Source organism: Neobacillus cucumis (genome assembly GCF_023715505.1).
On record NZ_JAMBOH010000026.1, the window covers coordinates 29942 to 51438 of the forward strand.

The 21497-nt window shown below is 38.3% G+C and carries 19 protein-coding genes and 1 pseudogene; 6 read left to right on the forward strand and 14 right to left on the reverse strand.

Annotated elements, in window-relative coordinates; genetic code table 11:
- The first annotated feature begins 182 nt into the window (after window positions 1–182).
- Window positions 183–1643 carry an aldehyde dehydrogenase family protein gene (locus M3226_RS24850; RefSeq protein ID WP_251571325.1) on the forward strand — a complete coding sequence of 487 codons (1461 nt, stop codon included), beginning with the start codon at window positions 183–185 and terminating at the stop codon, window positions 1641–1643.
- Window positions 1644–2043: 400 nt separating this feature from the next.
- Here M3226_RS24850 and M3226_RS24855 read toward each other — a convergent pair whose 3' ends face one another.
- The gene (locus M3226_RS24855) at window positions 2044–2328 is read right to left on the reverse strand and encodes a hypothetical protein (protein ID WP_251571326.1); all 285 of its coding nucleotides are present in this window, start codon (window positions 2326–2328) and stop codon (window positions 2044–2046) included.
- Window positions 2329–2546: 218 nt separating this feature from the next.
- On the opposite strand from M3226_RS24855, the gene M3226_RS24860 reads away from it, so the two are divergent.
- The 4 genes and pseudogenes from M3226_RS24860 to M3226_RS32555 form a co-directional block, all read left to right on the forward strand.
- The gene (locus M3226_RS24860) at window positions 2547–3467 is read left to right on the forward strand and encodes a hypothetical protein (RefSeq protein ID WP_251571327.1); all 921 of its coding nucleotides are present in this window, start codon (window positions 2547–2549) and stop codon (window positions 3465–3467) included.
- 5 nt (window positions 3468–3472) lie between these two features.
- Window positions 3473–4207 (forward strand): SH3 domain-containing protein, encoded by a 735-nt coding sequence (locus M3226_RS32545; RefSeq protein ID WP_251571328.1) that lies wholly within the window; start codon window positions 3473–3475, stop codon window positions 4205–4207.
- Window positions 4208–4538: 331 nt separating this feature from the next.
- Window positions 4539–5027 (forward strand): helix-hairpin-helix domain-containing protein, encoded by a 489-nt coding sequence (locus tag M3226_RS32845; protein ID WP_251571329.1) that lies wholly within the window; start codon window positions 4539–4541, stop codon window positions 5025–5027.
- Window positions 4997–5257, forward strand: a pseudogene (locus M3226_RS32555) (aldehyde dehydrogenase family protein); the annotation flags it as partial. The gene M3226_RS32845 and the pseudogene M3226_RS32555, both read left to right, overlap by 31 nt.
- A gap of 411 nt (window positions 5258–5668) precedes the next feature.
- Here the strand turns inward: M3226_RS32555 and M3226_RS24880 are convergent.
- Window positions 5669–7177 carry an aldehyde dehydrogenase family protein gene (locus M3226_RS24880; protein ID WP_251571330.1) on the reverse strand — a complete coding sequence of 503 codons (1509 nt, stop codon included), beginning with the start codon at window positions 7175–7177 and terminating at the stop codon, window positions 5669–5671.
- 254 nt (window positions 7178–7431) lie between these two features.
- Between M3226_RS24880 and M3226_RS24885 the strand changes: the two genes are divergently transcribed.
- The gene (locus tag M3226_RS24885; RefSeq protein ID WP_251571361.1) at window positions 7432–8361 is read left to right on the forward strand and encodes a LysR family transcriptional regulator; all 930 of its coding nucleotides are present in this window, start codon (window positions 7432–7434) and stop codon (window positions 8359–8361) included.
- A gap of 16 nt (window positions 8362–8377) precedes the next feature.
- Here the strand turns inward: M3226_RS24885 and M3226_RS24890 are convergent, their stop codons facing one another.
- The 12 genes from M3226_RS24890 to M3226_RS24945 all read right to left on the reverse strand — a co-directional run bounded on the left by M3226_RS24890 (window position 8378) and on the right by M3226_RS24945 (window position 21492).
- A complete protein-coding gene (locus M3226_RS24890) occupies window positions 8378–9322 on the reverse strand; it encodes a DMT family transporter (protein WP_251571331.1) in 945 nt (314 codons plus the stop codon).
- 242 nt (window positions 9323–9564) lie between these two features.
- Window positions 9565–11211, reverse strand: coding sequence for a thiamine pyrophosphate-binding protein (locus tag M3226_RS24895; protein ID WP_251571332.1), 1647 nt, complete (start codon window positions 11209–11211; stop codon window positions 9565–9567).
- 72 nt (window positions 11212–11283) lie between these two features.
- Window positions 11284–12303, reverse strand: a complete 1020-nt coding sequence (locus M3226_RS24900; protein ID WP_176541273.1) for a TAXI family TRAP transporter solute-binding subunit — start codon at window positions 12301–12303, stop codon at window positions 11284–11286.
- Between the two features lie 45 nt (window positions 12304–12348).
- Complete coding sequence (locus M3226_RS24905) at window positions 12349–14310, reverse strand: TRAP transporter permease (protein ID WP_251571333.1); 1962 nt, start codon at window positions 14308–14310, stop codon at window positions 12349–12351.
- Between the two features lie 60 nt (window positions 14311–14370).
- The gene (locus M3226_RS24910) at window positions 14371–15582 is read right to left on the reverse strand and encodes a Gfo/Idh/MocA family protein (protein ID WP_251571334.1); all 1212 of its coding nucleotides are present in this window, start codon (window positions 15580–15582) and stop codon (window positions 14371–14373) included.
- On the reverse strand, window positions 15583–16326 hold the full coding sequence (locus M3226_RS24915; protein ID WP_251571335.1) for a class II aldolase/adducin family protein: 744 nt from the start codon (window positions 16324–16326) through the stop codon (window positions 15583–15585). It abuts the gene before it with no gap.
- A gap of 14 nt (window positions 16327–16340) precedes the next feature.
- Window positions 16341–16478 carry a hypothetical protein gene (locus tag M3226_RS24920; protein ID WP_251571336.1) on the reverse strand — a complete coding sequence of 46 codons (138 nt, stop codon included), beginning with the start codon at window positions 16476–16478 and terminating at the stop codon, window positions 16341–16343.
- A gap of 129 nt (window positions 16479–16607) precedes the next feature.
- Window positions 16608–17864 carry an aromatic ring-hydroxylating dioxygenase subunit alpha gene (locus tag M3226_RS24925; protein ID WP_251571337.1) on the reverse strand — a complete coding sequence of 419 codons (1257 nt, stop codon included), beginning with the start codon at window positions 17862–17864 and terminating at the stop codon, window positions 16608–16610.
- A 499-nt stretch (window positions 17865–18363) separates the two neighbouring features.
- Window positions 18364–18573 carry a hypothetical protein gene (locus M3226_RS24930; protein ID WP_251571338.1) on the reverse strand — a complete coding sequence of 70 codons (210 nt, stop codon included), beginning with the start codon at window positions 18571–18573 and terminating at the stop codon, window positions 18364–18366.
- A gap of 315 nt (window positions 18574–18888) precedes the next feature.
- On the reverse strand, window positions 18889–19521 hold the full coding sequence (locus M3226_RS24935) for a malonate decarboxylase holo-ACP synthase (RefSeq protein ID WP_251571339.1): 633 nt from the start codon (window positions 19519–19521) through the stop codon (window positions 18889–18891).
- Window positions 19512–21203, reverse strand: a complete 1692-nt coding sequence (locus M3226_RS24940) for a biotin-independent malonate decarboxylase subunit beta (protein ID WP_251571340.1) — start codon at window positions 21201–21203, stop codon at window positions 19512–19514. Before M3226_RS24940 ends, M3226_RS24935 begins: the two co-directional genes overlap by 10 nt.
- Window positions 21181–21492, reverse strand: coding sequence for a malonate decarboxylase subunit delta (locus M3226_RS24945; RefSeq protein ID WP_251571341.1), 312 nt, complete (start codon window positions 21490–21492; stop codon window positions 21181–21183). The genes M3226_RS24940 and M3226_RS24945 overlap by 23 nt, the downstream gene beginning before the upstream one ends.
- Window positions 21493–21497: the final 5 nt, after the last annotated feature.

The window sequence follows — 21497 nt, forward strand, 5'->3', positions numbered from 1 at the left end:
TTTTTTCATCACTGTTGCATATATAGCAACAATTGAGTTTACTTTCCAAAATATCGTTGCTAGAATTCGCACTATTCAGTTGAATATTTTACTAGTTTAACTGTACATGCTACGTACAACTTTTTTGTAAGCGTTACAATATGTAGAGGAATTATTAGCTTATTGATGGGAGGAGTTTTTTCATGCAAGCAGTTGGGGTGTTAAATCAGAGTTTTATTAACGGAGAATGGACAGAAGGCCAAAGTGAAAGAACCTATGATATTTTGAACCCATATGATGATTCCGTCTTTACTTCCGTTCGCCTAGCATCAAAAGAACAGTTGGATGAAGCATTTCTAATTGCCCAAGAAGCTCAGAAGCAATGGGCAAAGTCAACCGTTGAAGAAAGAAGAGCAGTTCTCCATAAGGCATTAGATTATTTAAACAGGAACCGCAAGGAAATTGTCAGAACCATTGGACTTGAGACAGGTGGTACCGTGTTAAAATCAAATATCGAATTCCATCTGACCATCGAAATTTTAGAGGAGTCGATAAAATTTGCTGATGAAATCGGTAAAGTGCGAGAAGTTCCAGGTCCGGATAATGCCAAATTAAATCATATACACAGACTGCCATTAGGCGTGATTGCTTCCATTTCACCTTTTAATTTTCCGATGAATTTATCAATGAGGACAATAGCCCCGGCCATTGCACTTGGAAATAGTGTTGTCCACAAACCTGACATCCAAGTTGCCCTCTCCGGCGGTACGATTATTGCAAAAGCGTTTGAATACGCTGGTTTACCTAAAGGTGTTTTAAATATGATTTTAACGGATATTAACGAAATCGGTGATAACATGTTAACAAACCCGATTTCGAAACTCATCAGTTTTACTGGTTCTACTTCGGTTGGGCGCCATATTGGTGCCATTGCCGGACAAAATTTAAAGCGGGTTGCACTTGAACTTGGAGGAAACAGCCCATTTGTCGTTTTATCTGACGCAGAAATTGACCAAGCCGTCAAGGCCGCCATTTTTGGAAAATTTGTCCATCAGGGCCAAATTTGCATGATTATCAACCGGTTCATTGTTCACAAAAACAAATATGACGACTTTGTCGCTAAATTTGTAGAACGGGCCAAACAGCTTCCTTGTGGAGATCCAATTGATCCAAATACCGTCATCGGGCCATTGGTAAATAAGCAACAGTTAGAAAAAGCAATGCGGTATATTGAAGAAGCTAAAGAACAAGGTGTAACTGTCGCCTTGGAAGGCAAACGGATTGGCAACATTCTAACCCCGTATGTTTTTACAGATGTTCAAAATTCGAGCAAGTTGGCGCAAACCGAGCTTTTTGCTCCGATTGCTACCATTATAAAAGCGGAAACAGATGAAGAAGCCATTGCCTACGCCAACGATACAGAGTATGGCTTAAGTTCTGCCATTTTTACTAGCGATTTAAAAAATGGGGAAAATCTTGCATTACAAATTGATAGCGGCATGACCCATATCAACGACCAGACGGTGAATGACGCACCGAATATCCCATTTGGGGGAAATAAAGCGAGCGGATTAGGCCGGTTTGGCAATCCATGGGTGGTAGAAGAATTCACAACTACAAAATGGGTTTCCATTCAAACAAAAGATCGCCAATATCCATTTTGATCATTATATGATTTACTCTGATTATCAAACAAGGTTGGAGCACCTATGGAAATTATCCATATGATTAAGAATATATCCTATGGTATAGCAAAAGATAATTATGAGGGGCTACGTGGTATTTGAAAATATTTTTTATTTGTTATATAAAAAGAACACACAGTATTTTCCGCTTTTGAAATGCTGTGTGTTCTTTTTATTGTATATTAGTTTTTACCTTGTTGTTACAAAGCAGCTGTCATTTCAATTTTTTAAACTCTGCTTCGTCTTCGTAGTAAACAACCTGTTCTTTATCCAATGTTGGTCTTAGGTTGTAAAAGTCTAAGCTTATTTCTCCTCTTGCTATTTTCTCCTTAATACCCACTTCTTTTTGAACACGTTGTTTGGATGACTCTAGTGCGAACTAAAGGTCATCCTTTTTGACTACGACTACCCCATCATCATCAGCCATGATCAAGTCACCTGGATCTACAGTTACCCCTCTGCAAACGGTTGGCACATTGACCCAGCCGCCCTTCGACCTGGTGGTTCCTTGAGAGAAGACCTCCTTCGTCCAGATCCGGAAACATAAATCACGTATTTGAGCAACATCTCGTATACCGGAGTCAATAATAACACCCTGAACAACGCGTTTCATCAAGGCAGTAACGATTAATTCCCCAATCATGCCTGCCACTCCCTCGCCCACCAATTCCTCCTTGAAAAAACCTCCGGCTTCATTTGATCTTTCAGACTCTGAGCGTTTAAGATTAATTGAAAAATTGTGTGGTAGATTAACATTTTTCAACTCCCTCAATCCCCAATTTTGCAAAGATATGGGGGCTTATCTTCCGATTGTCTGCATAGAATGTAGACAAGGGTAAGTAATCTCTCAATGAAAATAGTAAACCTGGAGGGAATAACCTAATGCAATTTATTGAAGATGTTAAAGAAGTGAAATTTAGCTTTTTTGAAAAACCGCCGGCGTCGTCTATGACTTATGCCTTTGTCTATGTTAATAATCACAACGAATACTATGCAGTTAAAAATGGAGAGCGTTTGTCACTTAGTGAATTGCGGATTGGCAAGTATAAAAGGGTTTATACAGTCAATATGCAGCAGCAAACCATCAGCTACAAAGAGGAAGTCCCTTCGGCAACAAGAGGAAGAAGGTTTTCTGTCAATTTGTTTATCGATATTGCCGTTGAACACCCCGAACGGTTAGTTCAACAAAATGCAGGAGAAATTGGCCACATTATTAACAATAATCTGCCCTTCTGGGTGGAGTCGGAAGCAAGATTTTATCCTATTGAAGAAGATCTGAGCTTTGCCCGGCATATTGAAGAATTTTTTCAAACCTCGCCATTAGTCAAGGTGTTAAGGGAGGCTGGAATTGTTGTTCGAAATATTCGTGTTTTGATCCGGCAAGGTATTCGGGACCAGCGCCATGATGAGGCGATCGCCGATTTAGATCGGACCGCTGAACTATCTGCCTATCAAGAGGCTCTGGACTTGGAGGAAGCGCGCCGCATTTCGGCCTCGATTAAAGAAGCCCTTCAAGCAGGTGATTTTATCACTGCTGGGAAGCTTGGAGAAAAGAATGAAATGGCAAAGCGGCTAGTGGAATCGGAGTTTAGCCAAAATCAAACTTTCAAATATGAGGTAAACAAACAACTTTTAAACTTGATCAACGATCACTCTATTAACCAGTTTGATGCAGAACAAAGATTGGCCAAGCTAAAAAAACTCTTCCCCTATCTCCCCGTCAATCTGGAAAACATCAATAGAAAAAAACAGATTGCTGGTCCAAGGAGAGAACTTCCATCCTATTTAAATAAAGGAGATTAGCGATTGTGGAATCCATTTTAAATCAGCTGTTTTGGATCTGGTCACTTATTTCTGTCCTGCCGGAATGGTTGCGCCTAGTTTTGGCTTTCTTTGTGCTCCTGCAGCTTGCAAGGCTGATTTTGTTGTACATTGTTCCACCCTTCTTAAACTTATTGTGCCGTTTGTTGAAAAAAATGCTTTATCTCATTTCTTATCCAATCATGGCACTTCTTTGCAAGATGCAAAGAAGCCGGAGAGAAGCAGGAAAGGCTGGCATAGCTGTTTGGATTAATTTCATTGAAGGACTGTTTGCCTTGTTCGAAAGTTTTTTCAACAAAATGATTCAGCTCTTCATGAAACGGAAAAGGTATAAGAACAGGATTAAAAGATGGACCTTCTATTCTGCCACCTCTTTAGTGATTTTGCTTACTGCAGCAATCATGAACAATCCAAATGAGTGGTATACACAAAAATGGAAGAAAGCTGAGGTATGGTTAAACCAAGAACATGTGCATATACAAGCATCCGGGGCTTCCCCTGACCAGAAAGTATTAATTTTAAATAAGAAATATGAAGATGGCGGAAATATTCGTGAAGCTCCCACACTAACAGCGCCCCGGTTATACACTATTACAAATGAAGAAATAATGCACTTTTTGAATGAAGAACAAGTAGATTCCCAAGGAATTAAGTGGCTAAAAGTTCAAACCACAAACGGGATCGAAGGCTGGATTTCAGCCTTGATTGTCAGGGAAAAATAATAAATTTTGGCAGGACTGTGTGGGAATCGAACCCACCAGACCTTGCACACAAGTCTCAAGCAGTTTTGAAGTTAGAAGAACAGTATTATTTCAAATTATCTTCAATTATCATAAGTTATTGAGGACCCTTGCTATTAAAGGGTTTTGGGGGGATTTATGATTTTCCACTCTCAACGCACTTAACAGGGAATAATGGACAACTTTTTTCAGGAACACTTATAACCCATGACACCATTTTTTACCGTCAGGACTTAGGGGAAGAAAACGTGGGGTTTAACGACTATAATGGCTGGACTGTAATCCTGTCAATCTGCAAAGTAGGTGAAATTATATGAAAATTTCTTCTCCCAAACTTCCATTAACACAAAAAGAAAAAGTACAATTAAAAACGTGTAAAATAAAATTAAAAGAGATACCCGGTATGGACATTTCACATTTATCCAAGTGTTTACAAACTTCTTTTGAACGAACTAAATACCTCCGTGGTCTTGCTCAATTCCAATTGATACCCTCTATCGGTCCCAAAGTCGCTCAACGAGTAATTGATCTAGGTTATTATTCTCTTGAAGAGATTAAAAATGTGGATGGTGCTGATTTAATTAATCGTTTGGAAGCACTTTATGGATATTGGGAAGAACCTTGTGTGGAAGATTCTTTAAGATGTATTGTACATTATGCCAAACACCCTGGTAGCGAAAAAAATTGGTTTGATTTTACTGAAGAGCGTAAAAGATATCGTCAAGAATACGGATATCCAGTTGAAAGACCTCAGTTAGCTTGGCATGAAGTGAAAAAACCAACGATACAGAGTATGGCTTAAGTTCTGCAATTTTTACTAGAGATTTAAAAAATGGGGAAAATCTTGCATTACAAATTGATAGCGGCATGACCCATATCAACGACCAGACGGTGAATGACGCACCAAATATTCCATTCGGGGGGAATAAAGCGAGCGGATTAGGCCGATTTGGCAACCCATGGGTGGTAGAAGAATTCACAGTTACAAAATGGGTTTCCATCCAAACAAAATATCGCCAATATCCATTTTGATCATTATAGTTAAATAAGATTACTGGTATGAAAGACTGCTTCACCGGTTCCGCTTACGAACTGGCAATCTTATTATTCATGGCAATAGCAGACCGCTTATATTATCTTGGCTCTAAGGGACTTATGCGGGGAATGCTTACCAAAGATCAATAGTGGAGCTCTCATGGTATACGAGTCATCAAGGTTAATTTCAATTTTCAAAAGGTCAATCAGCAAATTACTGGATTGGCCTTTTGATTTATGAATTAAGTAGATCACTTAACCACCATTATATGTTATTAATTTATCAGATATGGTTCCTTTAGCTTTATAATCGGATTGTTATACCTCCGTTTATATTAAAAGTTAGCCCTTTAATGAAGTTCGCATCATCTGAACAAAGGAATACCACTCCACTTAAATCCGAAGACTTTATTCCATCATTATGTTTACTGTTTTCACTTGTGTATAACTCAGGATCTCGTCTAAACCTTCTTCAGAACCGATCCCACTATCCTTAAATCCTTGATATGGGACCCCAAGAAAATGCCTTGAACTTCCATTAACCCAAATAAATCCTGCTTCAATTCGATCAATAGTCTCAAAAGCGGTAGGTAAATGGTTTGTCCAGATGGACGCAGTTAATCCGTAAGGAAGAGCATTCACTTGTCGAATCACATCCTCTTTTTCATTCCAACATATTAAGGATAAAACAGGACCAAAAATCTCCTCTTTAAAAATTTTCATATCCTCAGTAACATTTGTAAAAACAGTTGGTTCTACAAAATGACCTTTCTGAAAAACTGACCCCTTAGGTTTTTCTCCCCCTACCACAAGCGTTGCACCTTGTTCTAACCCTGATTTAATATATCCCATTACTCTGTCAAATTGTGGCTGTGAGACAAGGCATCCCATTTCAGTTTCCGGATCGATGGGCAATCCTAACTTGATTTGCCCCACTCTTTTAATTAATCTCTCAATGAATTCATCATAAATGTCTTCATGTAAAAATAATCTTGATGTTGAACCACATGACTGGCCTTGACACCACATAAAGTTCATTCCCCCAACCGCACCTTCTACCGCTTTTTCTATATCAGCATCAGGATAAACAATCATGGCATTTTTTCCGCCCAATTCCAAAGACACATGTTTAATCGCAACATCAGCAGATGACTTTAAAATCGCTTTCCCCGTCCCTACACTTCCAATTAGTGCTATACGCTTAACAGCAGGGTGACAAACAAGTGCATTACCAGTAATTGGACCATCCCCGGTTAAGATATTAACCACTCCTGGTGGAAGGATAGACTGACAAATCTCTGCAAAAAGAAGGGATGAGAGTGGAGATTGATCAGGAGCTTTTAATACAACCGTGTTTCCTGCAATTAAAGGAGCAACAATTTTTTCTGCTGTAAACATAATCGGGTGATTGAAGGGGATAATTTTTCCAATGACCCCATATGGTTCTCGACGAGTAAGATGCCAGTTTATTCCAGAAGATGGGATGGTCTCACCTTTTAATTCAGTAACCATACCAATGACATACTCCATCATATCTACTGCACTAAATACATCTGAAAGCATTGCGGTAACTGGGTTTCCTCCATTAACTGCATCAAGAACAGCATATTGTTGAGCCCTTTTCTTAAATTCTTTAACCAATGTTTTTAACATCTTCGCCCGATCAAGTGGAGGTGTTTTCCGCCAAAATTCAAAAGCTTTTTTAGCGGAATCGACCGCTGCATGAACATCTACGCTTTGAGCAAATGGGACAGAACCAAGGAGTTCCCCTGTTGAAGGACTATAAGTTTCATATGTTTCACCGCCTTGTGCACCTACTAATTGACCTCCTATTAGCATCCGATACTCCCTTTGTAAAAGCTTGTTTTTAAGATCTTCCCATTCTGCTTTATCTATCGTTTCTCCTAATGTACTCATATTTTCCTCCTACTAGATTGCTGTGTTTTAACTGTTTTAAAAAGCAGCAATTATTTACTTTTAAGTGTGAAAAAAAGCTAATTTATATTTCAAATATTAAAAATATTTGAAATATAAATGGTACTCTACTTTAATTTCAGATATAATACAAATATCAATTTATTGTTAAACATATTTATATTTATTTATAACCTACAAGATCTTACTCTAAGTCTAATAGAAAATAAATATTGGGAGATGAAGCTATATTGGACATGCCTTTAAATCTGCATCAATTACAATTGTTTTGTTGTGTAGTTGAACATCGCAGTTATTCTCAAGCGGCCAGAAGTCTACATATGACACAACCAGCTTTAAGTCTACAAATAAAATCCCTGGAAGAAAGATTGGGTGCTAAGTTATTTGTTAGAAAAGGAAACAATATTGAGCTAACTAGTGTTGGTATACATGTGGCGCAGTATGCGTCAAATTTACTTAGCCTTGACAAAAGATTACGTTCATCCGTTAAAGAACTAGTGTCCGGAGAAACTGGAGAAATTGCCATTGGCAGTAATCGCCCCTTTGGACGTTATATACTACCTAAATTCATCCTAAAATTTATACAGCAATACCCTTCTGTTGAATTATCTACTACCTATGATAATACAGAAAAAATTTCTCGTTATGTGTTGGACGAGAAAGTAAATGTTGGTTTTGGCGTTTGGTCAAAGGATCAAACCATTCCATCTGACTTTAAAAAATACCTAATTCGGAAGGATTACTGGACATTAGTTTGTGCTGGAGGATCCCAGTGGGCAACATGGCATGGAACAGTTCAGGATGTGTTACAAAAAGCCCCTCTGGTTGGTTCCTTGCCAAGGACCTCTCATGGAGAAATTATCAAAAACGAACTTCGCAAGCTTGGATTGGATACAAATGAATATAAATTCAATATGCGCCTTGATGATATCGAATCAATCAAAATGGCCGTTATCTCCCAATTAGGTATTGCCTTCCTGCCGCGAATAACGATTGATAGGGAATTATCAAACGGAGAATTAGTACCAGTCCCATTAATTCAGGAATACCTTCCAGCTCTAGATTATTATTTAATAATAAAAGAAGGAGCTTATATTTCCCCTACAATGGAGAATTTTATAAATTATATTTTAGAAGAAACAAAAGAGATAAATCACCAACTTTAAACCTATAAAAAATGATTTAAACCAAAATGATGAAACATATACCTGTAAGTACTAAAATAGTCCCAAGCAGCGTCCGGTAGGTAATACCTTCTTGATTTTTGAAGAGAAAAAAACTAATTGGTGTCACAATAACTGGTGTAGACATGGTAATAAGATTTGCAATTGATATAGGAATATATCGCATGGACGCAATCACGGAGATTTGTGCAGAAATTGTTATTATACCGCTAGCGACATACAATAATACGCCCCTTGGGTCAGACTTTTTAATCTGGCCCAAAAAAGAATGGGCACTTTTATTGGTCATCGAAAACAGTATCAGCCCTAACACTGCCCCAAAGATACTTCCTAGAATTGGTTCATTCCAGTTTTTAATGGCTGCACCTCTAAGAACGTTTCCAATCGCATAAGAAAGTGAACTCAGAAAAGCAAGTAATATTCCTGATTTTATTAGCCCAATAATGGAAGATTGCCTTGACGGTTGCATCATTAAATTTTCTTTACTTGCTGCAATCTCTCTTTTTGCTGAATTTTTCGCAACATATGAAACTAAGAACAAACCACATAATATAACACCAACTGAAAGCAAATCCACCCAACTTAGTTTCTCGCCCATGAATAGCCATGCAATAATTGTTGTAAACATAGGATTACTTACTTGAAATGTACTTGCACGCGAGGGACCTAACCTATCAATCGTTTCAAAGAAAAACCAACGCCCCATATAGGTACTGAAAAACCCCGCAGTTAAAAACAATAAAAATCCCTTAGTATGCCAATCAAACTGGCCTTCCTTAAAAAAAAGCAATTGGATTAAAAATAAACCTGCAGCAAAAAGAACATTTACCCATACAGAAATAAGAAATCCAATATTAATATCTAGTCGAGCAATTGCTAACTTCGTCAAAATAATGTTAGAAGAAAATAAAACTAAAGCAAGTAACGCCAACGTTTCTCCCATTCAAATTTACCTCATCTCTATTTATTCTTAATCTTGAATACTCTTTCCATAATTGCAATTCCCCCCTTACGCTAGGAATATTTCCTATTTCAAGAAATCGACGTTTAACTCTCTGTATATAGTTAAACGTCGAGTCTACTAAAGTTATTTCTTAATTCATTTTTGATAGAAACATACAAAACAATTTTCTCAGTGTTTGTTAGTTTAATTATTGTTTCATTACCTTTATCCTGATATCCAAACTACCTAGCAGTGGCCGGTATCGCATCTGGAGGCAGCCCTTCCCACTGATCCTGAATGATATCAATGATTGCAGGTTTTCCTGAAGCGATTGCTCGATTTATTGCTCCATCTAATTGTTCGGCAGATTCTACCCGCTCGCCGTAAGCACCTAGTAAACGTGCAAATTCAGCAAAGTCAATATTATTGTAATGAATCCCTATATGTCGTCCATCATGAGCTGTTTTTTGCCTATCCCGTGTATTACCATAACAGAAATTATTTAAGACAATATTGACAACTGGAATATTCTCTCGGACTGCGGTCTCTAAATCTTGAGCCACCATCCAAAATGCTCCATCTCCTGTGACGCTTAAAACGATCCTTTCAGGATTAGCAAGCTTAATCCCCATGGATGCAGGAAATCCCCACCCCATGGATCCACCTGCGGCTGCATAAAAGTTTCCTGGTTTAAATTTTCCATATCGAGTAAGCCATGGTCCGAAGGTAGCTGCATCTTCCACTATTATGACATCTTTTTCGTTCATTAAACGGTTTATAGATTCGAGAACAGAAATGGAAGAAACAGGACAATCGGTAACCAACTCTGGTAACTTCGTCTCTTCTAGATATTTAGGTAAATACTTATTGAAGTTTGCCCGGTCAACTAAATTTTCTGTATAGCTAGCCAACTGGTCAATGATTACTTTCATGGTCTCCTTTGCATCCCCCAATAAACTTACCTCAGGGATGTAGATCTTCCCTATTTCATTTTCATCAATATCAATATGAATCAATTTTGTTTTATTTGATATTGATGTCCATCTATTTGTTGAAAACTCCGAAAAATGCATGCCTACAGCGAAAATAACATCAGCCTCTTTTATTAGTTCCCAACTGGAAGGGGCACATCCAGGTCCCACATTTCCAAAATAAAGGGAATGATTATTCGGAAATACATTCGGTTTTCTCCAAGTGGTTATTACAGGGATGGCAAGCTGCTCTGCCAACTGAATCAACTCATTTGTCCCATTTGAAATCGCTACCCCACCTCCTGCAATGATCACAGGATCCTTGGCGTCTTTAAGTATTTCAACCGCTCGTTTGATACCGTTTACATCAATAACACGATGATTTAATCGATGAACAGGCCTGAACGAGAATTCTTTTATTTCACTAATTTGAACATCAAGCGGAATTGAAATAGCTACAGGCCTTGGTCTGCCTGAAAGTGCTGTTTTTATCCCTCTTTGAAGTAATTCCGGAATTCTGGGCGTTTGGTGGATTTCAATTGACCATTTTGTGATAGGTTCAAAAAATTTAACAAGATCCATTTCTTCAAAGGCATCTCGATAGTAAATTTCATCCGAAACTTGCCCTATTATTGCTAAGATAGGAACTGACTCTGCGTATGCATTATGAATGCCGATGGTTAGGTTTGCTGCACCGGGGCCTCTTGAAGCCATACAGACACCAATTGTTCCTGTTGATCTTGCAAATCCATCCGCCATGAACGCAGCTATTTGTTCATGACGGACTGATATATAGCGGATCTCATCATTATCATATAAAGCATCAATTAAATGCATGATTGTCGTGCCTGGTAAACCAAAAGCATATTTTATTCCTTCACGTTGCAGTGTTTCAATGACTGCCTGAGCACCATTCATATTTTTACTCCCTCAGTGTTATCTCTATTGTTCGACAGATCAGACTTTTTTTTTATTTTTTCCAAGCAATGCTTACTTTTTCAATATTCCTGCTTCCTTGTAGAACTTTTCTGCACCTGGATGCATCGGAGCTCCCTGTACATCTGCAATTGTGTCTTTCGTTACCGCTTCAAAAGACTTGTGCACCGTGTAAAGGTAATCAAGATGTTCATATATTGCCTTAGTTACTTTATACACTACATCATCTGGTACATCTGCACTGGTAACCAAAATCGTGTCAACTGCTGCTGTAGGTATATCCTTTTTTACAAATGGATATGTACCAGCCTTTATGGTATATGGTTTGGCGGCAAGTTCTTTTTCCATTGCTTTAATTGCTTTATCAGATAGAGGTAATATTTTCATTGGCTTACTTGTATTCAATTCAATTAAGTTACCTGCAGGTGTTGGAAGTGGTGATAATGATCCATCCATCTTGTTATCTTTAATCTGATCATTGGCTTTTGAAACGGCTAAATACTGAATCTTTCCCCCGTTCTTTTCAATTTGTTCATAGCTGCTTCCATAGCTTTTAAAAACAACGCGGTTGGATATTTCCATTGGGGAATTTTTTGTATTTACAGCCGCTACCAATGGCATCTTTTCTTTTACAATTTGTTCGATTGATGATATTCCTGAATCTTCACTAACTGCGAAATGGTATGGCATGGAATGTAGATAGGCAACTGTTCGCACTTTATCCATTTTAGATGTGTAAGGCTTCTCCCCTTTATATGCCCATTTTGCTGCCGATGCACTGACAATTCCAAATTCTGCTTGACCTGTCATAACTGTCATGATATTCGCACCATCCTGACCAGGTTGATACGTAAAGGTTGAATTAGGATAAGAACGTTTAATTGATTCGCCTAATCCCTCACCAATTGTGCTCCATAGGCCACCAGCCGATCCACCAGCGATGGTTACCTTAATATCTCCTTTACTACTAGTCTTTGCTTTTGAAGAGACTTCCTTTGTTGGCTTTCCTCCACATCCTGCTAAAACTAGTATTAAAACTAGTAGAATGCTGACAAATTGATAGAATTTTTTCATTCTTTTCATTTCCCCTTTGTTTGTTATGTTTAAACTTTTCCTAATTTAACTTTCGATCTTTGAATTTAACATTTTAATCTCTTTTACTTGGAATCTATCAGTACCTTTGAAATCTTTAACTACATCAGGTATGTTTGGAACTAAAGTAAATACAATACCTATTAAACCAATAATACTAGTTATAATACTTGGGTAAATAAGAAGGATACTGCTGATTACAACAATCCACTGTTTCCATCTTTCTAGAGTCTTGCCAAACCAACCTTCCAATCCAGCGGCTAGGGATATCACACCTAATATGGCTGTTATAACTGAAATGCTAATTTTTATTGGTGAACCAATTAGCAACAGTGACGGATCGTAAACAAACATAAATGGGATAATAAAAGCAACTAGCCCTAAACGACAAGCCAAGAAACCTATCTTCATTGGATTTGCCCCTGCGATGGCTGCTGCTGCATAAGCAGCAACTGCAACTGGTGGAGTAATCGCTGATAAGCAAGCATAATATAGAATAAACAAATGAGCTTGTAGCATATCGATTCCGACTTCAATCATAATCGGGGCTGCTAAAACGGCTGTAAGAACATAAGCAGCAGGGGTAGGCATCCCCATACCAAAAATTACACACACCATCATCGTTACCACCATGGTCATTAATAAACTGCCTCCAGATGCTGCATGGATAAGACCAGAAAATTTACCTCCTAAGCCTGTCACTTGAATAACCCCTGCAACCACCCCTGCTGCTGCACAGACAGCAACTAATGGTGAAATACGAGTAGTGGTTTCTATCAAGGTATTAAATAGTTTACTAGGAGTAAGACGAGTTTCCTTTTTTAAGTAACTTACAAGGATTGTTGCTACGGATGCAGAAATTGCCCCTAATACAGGAGTGAAACCTTGTTCAAGAAATATAACGAGAACAAGAATAGGAATGACAAATTGTCCCATCGATTTCATTACAGCTTTTACAGTCGGTATGTGTTCATCCTCATATCCAGCCATTTTCAATTTTTTAGCCTGGAAATGGACCTGACAGAAAATGGCCAAATAATATAACAATCCAGGAACAAGGGCCGCTATTGCAATCGCTGAGTATGAAATACCTGTCATTTCAGCCATTAAAAATGCTGCTGATCCCATAACAGGAGGAAGAATGCTACCACCAGTCGCGGCGGTTGCTTCGATTGCCCCCGCATATGTTGGTGAGTATCCCACCCTTTTCATGGAGGGGATAGTGAAAGAGCCAGTGGTAGCAACATCTGCTGTTGGACTACCTGAAATTGACCCATACAGACCACTTGAAATGACTGCTACCTTTGCTGGACCACCTGCTACTCGTCCAGTTAATGCTTTTGACAGAGCGTAAAAGAAGTTTCCACCACCGGAAGCATTAAATAGATTACCGAAAAGGACAAAAAAGAATACAAAAGTTGCTGCCACACTGGCTATGGATCCAAAAACTCCATTAACCGTATAAACCATTTGGTCTACAAATTCCATGAGGGTAAACTGTTTATGTCCAAAAGGACCAGAAATAAGATGCCCAAAGAATGCATACAGCACTAAAGCGCTTACAATCACAAGCAAACCAAAACCTAATGTTCTCCTTGTCACTTCAAACACGATTAGAAGCATAACAACCCCTACGACCATTTCCATCAAAGTTAATGGATCTGCCATAGGCCAACGGGTAAGAAAGCGCTCTGAGTAAACAGTCATAAAAATCCCGATTCCTATTAGTGTAAAAGAAATTAGAAGATCTATAAATGGTACTTTATTTCCTTTTTTAATACTATTGAAAGAAAATACAAGGAATGTAATAGCCAGCATAAAAGTGATAAAAATAGAATTATGAAGAAATGGGTCGATTGAAGAAAATAAAACAACATAAAATTGAAAGATGGAAATTCCACATATTAAAAGTAATAAAAACTTTTTTATCCAGCCTTCTGGTTCTCTTATCGTACCAGTACTTAACATTTTCCCTAATGGAAATTTCACATAATCCCTCTTTTCCATTTATAGATTTTGATTTTATACCATTCAAAAATTAATGCTTTATCAAACGGTATGTTTTATTTCCCCAATTACTGGAACTTGATAGTCCAGGGTAAGTTCTTTCCTCTCTTTTGATGATTGAATCGCTTTTATGCAAATTTCTAAATTAGCCTTAGCCCAATATCCATCATGTAATGGTGATTCATTCTCTACTATAGATCGATACAGTTCATCAATTACATTAAATCGACCCGTTTGTTCTTTGGAAATAGGGAGAATAGATCTTTCTTCTTCTCCATATACAATAAGACCATCTGGATGTTGACGGATGTCCCCTTTTTCGCAACTAACAACGGTCAATCCAAAGAATGGGTGATTTTTTTCGGTATTTTCATAGTTTTTCGCCAGAGTACCCCCAAACCCTGCAGCTACTTTTAAAGCAACTTCTTCAGATTGGGAACTTGTTTCTTTTATGGTTCGGCGAGATTGTGCATAAATATCCGCCTTTTTTAAAGGCCCACCTTCACCAATGTCAAATGTCAATTCAGTTGTATGAAAATGATCATATCCATTGTAAATAGCAGTTGCAGCGGTACCATCCTCAAACTCCAAAAAGACTGTATGATTGCCTTCGGTTGGACGAGTTAAATCCCATACACCGGTAACTGCACGGATACTCCTTACCTGCCCTCCACCTAACAAGCGAATGATGTCAAATTGGTGTGCTCCTTGCCTGAAGGTGACTCCACCGCCTAATTCCGTTTTTAATTCCTCTGGTGTTCTTGGACGGTATAACCAATCATTAAAGTACCAATTATGGATCATTAAAACTCTTCCCATTTTACCACTATCGATAATTTCCTTCATTTTTTGAATGGGAGGTTCAAAACTGTGGGAATGTCCAACAATTAACTTAACCCCATTTTCTTCAGCTGCTTGGATCATTTCATCCGCTTCTTCTAAAGTGGTTGCGAGCGGTTTTTCTACAATTATATGTTTTTTTGCTGCAGCCGCAATCCTAACATGTTCTTTATGAAATTCAGTTGGGGTAGCAATGTATACCGCATCAACATTAGGGCTCTTACATAAATCATCTATAGAAGAATAGGTTTTGACATCGTAATCTTGAGCAAATTTCTTCAATCTTTCTTCGTTTCTAGTTGAAGCGGCTGTCAATCTTACCTTTGGATGCTTTAATATATCAGGAATCATCGACGCCCCTGCAATTCCCAATCCTACAATTCCTATATTGATAATTCCATCTTGTAAAGGCATTTAATATCTCCTCTCTGCTTCTTGTAGTTTTTTAACATAATACCGCCAAACCCATTTAGCATTAAATTTTATTCCTAAATCAGGAAGTTCTGCAATATCCTCTTCTGATATCCCTGATGCTTCCTGTCCAGTTTTTGCTACTTCTAACGTTATTTTTGCTAATGTGTTGAAGTTCAAAGCATTGATCGTTGCCTCTTCGATGGTTGCACCAGTTACTGTAATCCCATGGCCTTTCATTAAACAAATATTCCTATTCCCCATTTGTTCTATCATGGGAGCAGCCAATTCAGGTCTTGTAACAAGGTAGGATCGAGGAAAAATAGGTATTCCTTCTAAAGCCATTCGCATTGCTGGTATATTAAAAGCACCAAATATAGGACGCAGTGGTAAATTAGAAATACTACATATTAAAGCTGCGGGTGGATGGGCATGTATCACACAACCAACATCTGGCCGAGATTTCATGATTTCACCATGTATGGCTAGTTCTTTAGGGATTTGATAACTTCCATGTAAATCCTCACTGTTCCCATCAAAGTCCACTCTTCTAATTGCATCTATGTTCGTGTACCTTAACCCATTTTCTTCTTCTCCACGACATCGAATTAACATTTCATTAGTATTAGTATTTGGAATCCGAACACTAACATGTCCTAGAGTTTCATCCACTAACCCTTCCATGGCTAATATTCTACAAGAGATTGCAACCTTTTCTCTTAATTTATTTATTGAATCGCTCACCATTTTACCCACTTTCCTTAGTTATTAGCTAACTCCGGTGCAATCACTCGTTTCATTTCCACTATTTCACCTCTCCATGAACATTTGCTGCACCAGCAAAAGTAGGCAATATCATCGGATACCCAATATTCGTTTAATAGACTTCTAGAATCCAAAAGTGATTCTCCACAATTTGGACAGTATTTTAGACTTATTTTATATTTTTTAATGTTGTTCAAACCATTCCTCTCCTTTCAAATTAGAGAAGAAGTTCCTTCTAATAGCCCAAGGAACTTCTTGGGCTATTAGAGACCTGAAAAAACCTTTCCACCTTTACATATCTCGATAATTTCATCAAGGTTAGGTGCATATCTGGTATTCCAGTCTTTAGCCACTCCTGATAATAAACCACCCTCACTAAATTTGTTTTCTTCTTGAGGCAGTTCAATATTGTCATTTATTTTAGTATCTCGAATGACACATTTAGGATCTTCGCCATTTTCCATTCTTTTTAGTTCTCTTTGCAACATTTGACGATACATGATGATTCCTTTATCAGAAGTTCCCAAACGTTCAGTAGTTCTATCTGCAACAGGACCCTGCGTAATCCATGCCAACATGTCTTGCCCATCAATATAATCATTTATAAATTTGCCATCTTCATCATATATTGGACATTCATATGAAGAAATTTGATAATTTTCCGGTACCTTAACCCCTTCTTTAGGAACAAAACATGTGTACCAAAAATGTAGGGTATTTTCGTCATCAATTGGAACACGAATTTGAAAGGAATGCGCCCCACTGTCTCCTACACGAAGCATCGTTGGAAAAACAATTGGGTGACCGATAGCCCAATCCTCATTTTCTTCTGTTTGTCCTTCGAGGACTCGTCTTTTAATAATTCCCCACTCAAATTCATCAAACCCAATTTTGAGATGGTGTTTTGTGATTTTCCAATCACTCTGTGGTCTTCCTTGTTGTTCAAATACATGTTGGAAATAATGACCATGTAACCATTCCAAATGTGTAGGATCCAACGAATTTTCCATTATTTGCATCCAATTGCATGGTATTTTAGCGAAGCCAACTGTACGAATGACATTATCTCGAACAAATAAATCCCATTTAGGTAATTCAGGTGCAGGTGTAGGGCCCATATATGCAAATACTAGTCCACCTAATTCCTCTACTATGTATCCAGATATTTTAATCCTGTTTTTAAACGTACTAGATTCTGGTTCATTCGGTTGTTCTACACATTGTCCAGTCCTATCATAAGACCACCCATGATATTGACAACGAATCCCACATTCAGTTGGAATACCATATTCAAGTGATACTCCCCTGTGTGCACACTTGTCAGCTACGAGCCCCAATTTATTGGATTTATCACGGTATAACACAAGATCTTCTCCTAGGATCTTTACTTTCTTGGTAGTCCCAATTTTTTCAATTTCGCTACTTACAGCGATTGGATGCCAATACCTTCTTAGTAACTGCCCCATTGGTTTATCAGGTCCCACTTGAGTTAAAACTTCGTTTTGTTCTTGGCTCAACATAATTTAACCCCCTTAAATTAATTATTAAATATTATTACAAGATAAAAAACACTAAGTATTCTGCATTTTTTAATATAATTTCTTCCAATAGTCTAAAAAGAAAATAATAGGCTCCAATAACCACTTCCTTCCAAATAAACTTTAATATAGATAATATTCTGTCTTTTTTTAATTTTGTGATTATTTGGTTATTTACATTATATCCAACGTGTTTATATAAGTCTAATTAGTAAATTTAAGTATAGATATAAACAAAAGTATATAACCTATTGGAGATATTTAGAAAGTAACTGACTGAAAAAAGACAAAAAGCGTAAAAAACTATCTTAATTTGTTTCATTAGATGTGAATTGTATAGTGGGGTGTCAATGGACAATGAGGGGAAAAATGTTTCATTGAATTACCAATAAATTTTGTAAAACAAATATTCTAAGAATACCTTAATGGCAACCGTTTAGGGGCGTATTGTACTAATTTATATGAAGAAGGAGTTCATTCTTCAATTGAGTCTTAAATTGGTTTGCTGGACAAGCTTAGTCCCTTCACCATAAATAATCAGTTCAGGTTCATAATCGAGTTCATTCGCTTCCAATAACTTAATGGAAGTATGAAAGAAAGATAGATTTTCAACAATGAGTACGCGTTGAATATCTGTTAGTTCTTTCCCTTGTTTCATCCAAAATACAAAAGGCTCCCCGTAGTTCACCATTTTAAGGCGCTCTAAGCGTCGTATGGATTTGACTTCTACTAACCAATTTCGACATCCTTATATTATAAACTAGTGGAGTAATAGCAGGTAAATGAAATTTTAATTAGATTAATGTAATCAAAAAAAAGAACTATCAATAAGATAGTCAAAGTTAGTAGCAAATAATGATATGGGGGAAAGTAGCTAATTAATACATACCCGCATTTTAACAAAAAAACGATCATTACTTTCTCAAAGTTAAGTGGTTCAAAAACTGTTCAAACCGTTGATAACTCTGATTTCATTTGCGAGGGAAATTTACAGGAATACTGACCATTATTTTAATAAGGAAAAAGCATTAGATACGTCCCATGGATTGCTGGTCAACTTTGGACCAAACATCGTTTTTAATAACACTTGCCCGGAACCTCTTGCATACTCCATTAATGAAAAGGCACCGGCAGGGGTTTCTACTTGAACATCTACTCTTACCGGGCATTTTTTTAATTCTTCCACAATCTCCCTTGCTTTATATACCTCCAAAGGTTCTGGTGAACGAACGATCAGGTCCAGGTCACTTTTTGATGTCACTGTTTCCACACCACTGGCAAGCTCGAAACCGACACTTCCTCCAGGCCCCCATGAAATTCTGTGAGTATTGAATATGTCTTTTGCTAACTCCATTGCTCCGAAAACAGGTGATTGTTTATCTTTCCAGTGATCTCTTCCGGCAAGGTTTTCAGGCTTTATTTGTTCAATAATACAATTTTCCGGTAAAAATGCCCCAAATCTCTCGTTTCTTTTCTTGCCCCTAACACCAATAGCTGCCTGCCCTTTTGGCGCATACACCCTCCGGACCACAACAAATGGGGCTGTCTCCAAAGAATGTACGACCCATTTAGGGATTAAAGAGTGACTGATGATATCCCTAGGATTAACTTTTAGTAAATCATGTGGTTCTAGTGCCATTGTTCTGCAAGCTTCTTCCGTACAAGTATCGAAGCTGCCCGCCCACCTTCTCGTGCAAAAGAAGTGTTGAGTCTGCTGCTAAGATCGCTTGGACTGTTTTTTGTGTCTTCAATGGCTTCAACTAATTTACTAAATACTGCTGCACGGTCGGAAATCCCTGGGGAATCTGCATTTATACCACTCATGAGGGCAAATAGTGCCCCTAGTTTTTCAAAAGAACGAATATCATAGGCCATGGCAGGAACTTTCTTTGTCGCTTCTTCCAATTCTTCAATCGTACGCTGTGTAATTCTAGCTGCTGATTTTTTGGACATGACATGAACATTTACACCCTCATCCTCTAAAGCTATCAGACGGCTGGCTTGCATTCCGTGGGAAAGAAATGCACCCGAAATAGCCTTTCCAGGTATAAAGGCAATGACTGGATGTCCTGCTAATCTAGCAGAAGCGTAAGCATCAACTGCCGCAGCACATGCCTGATGAATCCCCAGAAGTTCCTCACGATAGCCGTAAGCCTGGCTTGGTACATCAACAATTGCGACAATTGCCCGCTTCTCCTGATTCTGGTCCTCCTCGATCACATCCCGTACATGCTTCGCGATCATCCATCCTTCTTCAAGGCCGAATTCACCGGATCGTGCTCTTGGGAAGCGGCTAAATTTATCCGGTACCACTGCAAGGAAACGCGCAGGAACATTTCCAATAAAGGAATCTGCACAAAGAACAGAAGGGGTTTTACTGATAGTTGGGGACCCCTTTGTTAAGAGAGTAAACCATTTATTCCCTCTGCTTACTATCCCATTCTCCTGAATAGGCCTCCTAAAGCTAAATTCATCTAGTGTATTTTGCTCGGACTGTTTCCATAACTGACGTGCTTTTTCCGCGTTAATGAGTTCTGAAGGATCGACCGTTTGTAAAAACATAAGATACCTTTCAACCTGGGTACTTCTTGCGGGTTTTCCAGCCGCTTTTTTGATTGCAGAAAGAATGGCTTGTTGAAAAGCTTCAATATCATCATCCACAATTAGATCGGCGAATCCCGTTGCATTTCTTTGATTCCCGCCAATTGTATTCCAGATCAACTGACGATCCATGGAATCGAATTCCTCCATTCCGGCTTCTTGCTCGATAACCTCAGGTCCATTTAATCCAAGCCGTCCTTCACGGGTCATGATTAAGATGCTGCATAAACCAGCCGTAATGGACATCCCGCCAAATGCTCCTATTTTCCCTGGAATAATACCGATAACCGGTACATATTCCCTAAGCGCGACGATGGCAGCTCCAATTTCTGCAATTGACAATAGTCCATAGTTTGCCTCCTGCAGCCTTACTCCCCCTGTATCAAACACAATGACTGGGTACACTGATCCGCCTGCTTTATTTTCCTCCAAAGCAAGTTCCAGTGCACCGGCAATTTTTGCACCTGAAACCTCACCAATGCCTCCTCCCTGGAAATTCCCTTCAATAGAAATCACCAATAATGAAAGACCATGCAGTTCTCCCCTTGCAATCACCACACCATCATCACTTTGCGGGACAATGCCCTGAGGTTCTAAATGTGGTGATTCAATACCTGTGAATGGGTCCAGTAATTCCCTGTAACTGGATCTATCCAACAATGCACGTGCCCTATCACGTCCGCCGCATTCAACATAGCTATTTTTTAACGTATCGAGCATCGTTAGCCACCTCCAATGCTTGTGATAATCGTAATGTTACAACTCCTGGAGTTGCACCGAAATCATTAATCTTAATCATTGCTGAAACATCATGCTGTGAAAAAAATCTCTCTAAAACGGAGCTCCATGTTTCTTTAAACCCCGTTGTACCAGTACGTACAAGTACTTCTGTATATGTCCCTTCTAAAGGTTCCATCAAAATTTCCAAATCTCCAGATCCAACCACACCCACATGTGAAATTGAATTCAATTTTTTTGTTGCAGGAAAACGAAACATTAATTTTTCCAAATTGG

Bases quoted from the DNA above. Each gene is read 5' to 3' on its own strand.
- M3226_RS24850 (WP_251571325.1), top strand. From the start codon at position 183: ATGCAAGCAGTTGGGGTGTTAAATCAGAGTTTTATTAACGGAGAATGG.
- M3226_RS24860 (WP_251571327.1), top strand. From the start codon at position 2,547: ATGCAATTTATTGAAGATGTTAAAGAAGTGAAATTTAGCTTTTTTGAA.
- M3226_RS32845 (WP_251571329.1), top strand. From the start codon at position 4,539: ATGAAAATTTCTTCTCCCAAACTTCCATTAACACAAAAAGAAAAAGTA.
- M3226_RS24880 (WP_251571330.1), bottom strand. From the start codon at position 7,177: ATGAGTACATTAGGAGAAACGATAGATAAAGCAGAATGGGAAGATCTT.
- M3226_RS24885 (WP_251571361.1), top strand. From the start codon at position 7,432: ATGCCTTTAAATCTGCATCAATTACAATTGTTTTGTTGTGTAGTTGAA.
- M3226_RS24890 (WP_251571331.1), bottom strand. From the start codon at position 9,322: ATGGGAGAAACGTTGGCGTTACTTGCTTTAGTTTTATTTTCTTCTAAC.
- M3226_RS24895 (WP_251571332.1), bottom strand. From the start codon at position 11,211: ATGAATGGTGCTCAGGCAGTCATTGAAACACTGCAACGTGAAGGAATA.
- M3226_RS24900 (WP_176541273.1), bottom strand. From the start codon at position 12,303: ATGAAAAAATTCTATCAATTTGTCAGCATTCTACTAGTTTTAATACTA.
- M3226_RS24910 (WP_251571334.1), bottom strand. From the start codon at position 15,582: ATGCCTTTACAAGATGGAATTATCAATATAGGAATTGTAGGATTGGGA.
- M3226_RS24915 (WP_251571335.1), bottom strand. From the start codon at position 16,326: ATGGTGAGCGATTCAATAAATAAATTAAGAGAAAAGGTTGCAATCTCT.
- M3226_RS24925 (WP_251571337.1), bottom strand. From the start codon at position 17,864: ATGTTGAGCCAAGAACAAAACGAAGTTTTAACTCAAGTGGGACCTGAT.
- M3226_RS24930 (WP_251571338.1), bottom strand. From the start codon at position 18,573: ATGGTGAACTACGGGGAGCCTTTTGTATTTTGGATGAAACAAGGGAAA.
- M3226_RS24935 (WP_251571339.1), bottom strand. From the start codon at position 19,521: ATGGCACTAGAACCACATGATTTACTAAAAGTTAATCCTAGGGATATC.
- M3226_RS24940 (WP_251571340.1), bottom strand. From the start codon at position 21,203: ATGCTCGATACGTTAAAAAATAGCTATGTTGAATGCGGCGGACGTGAT.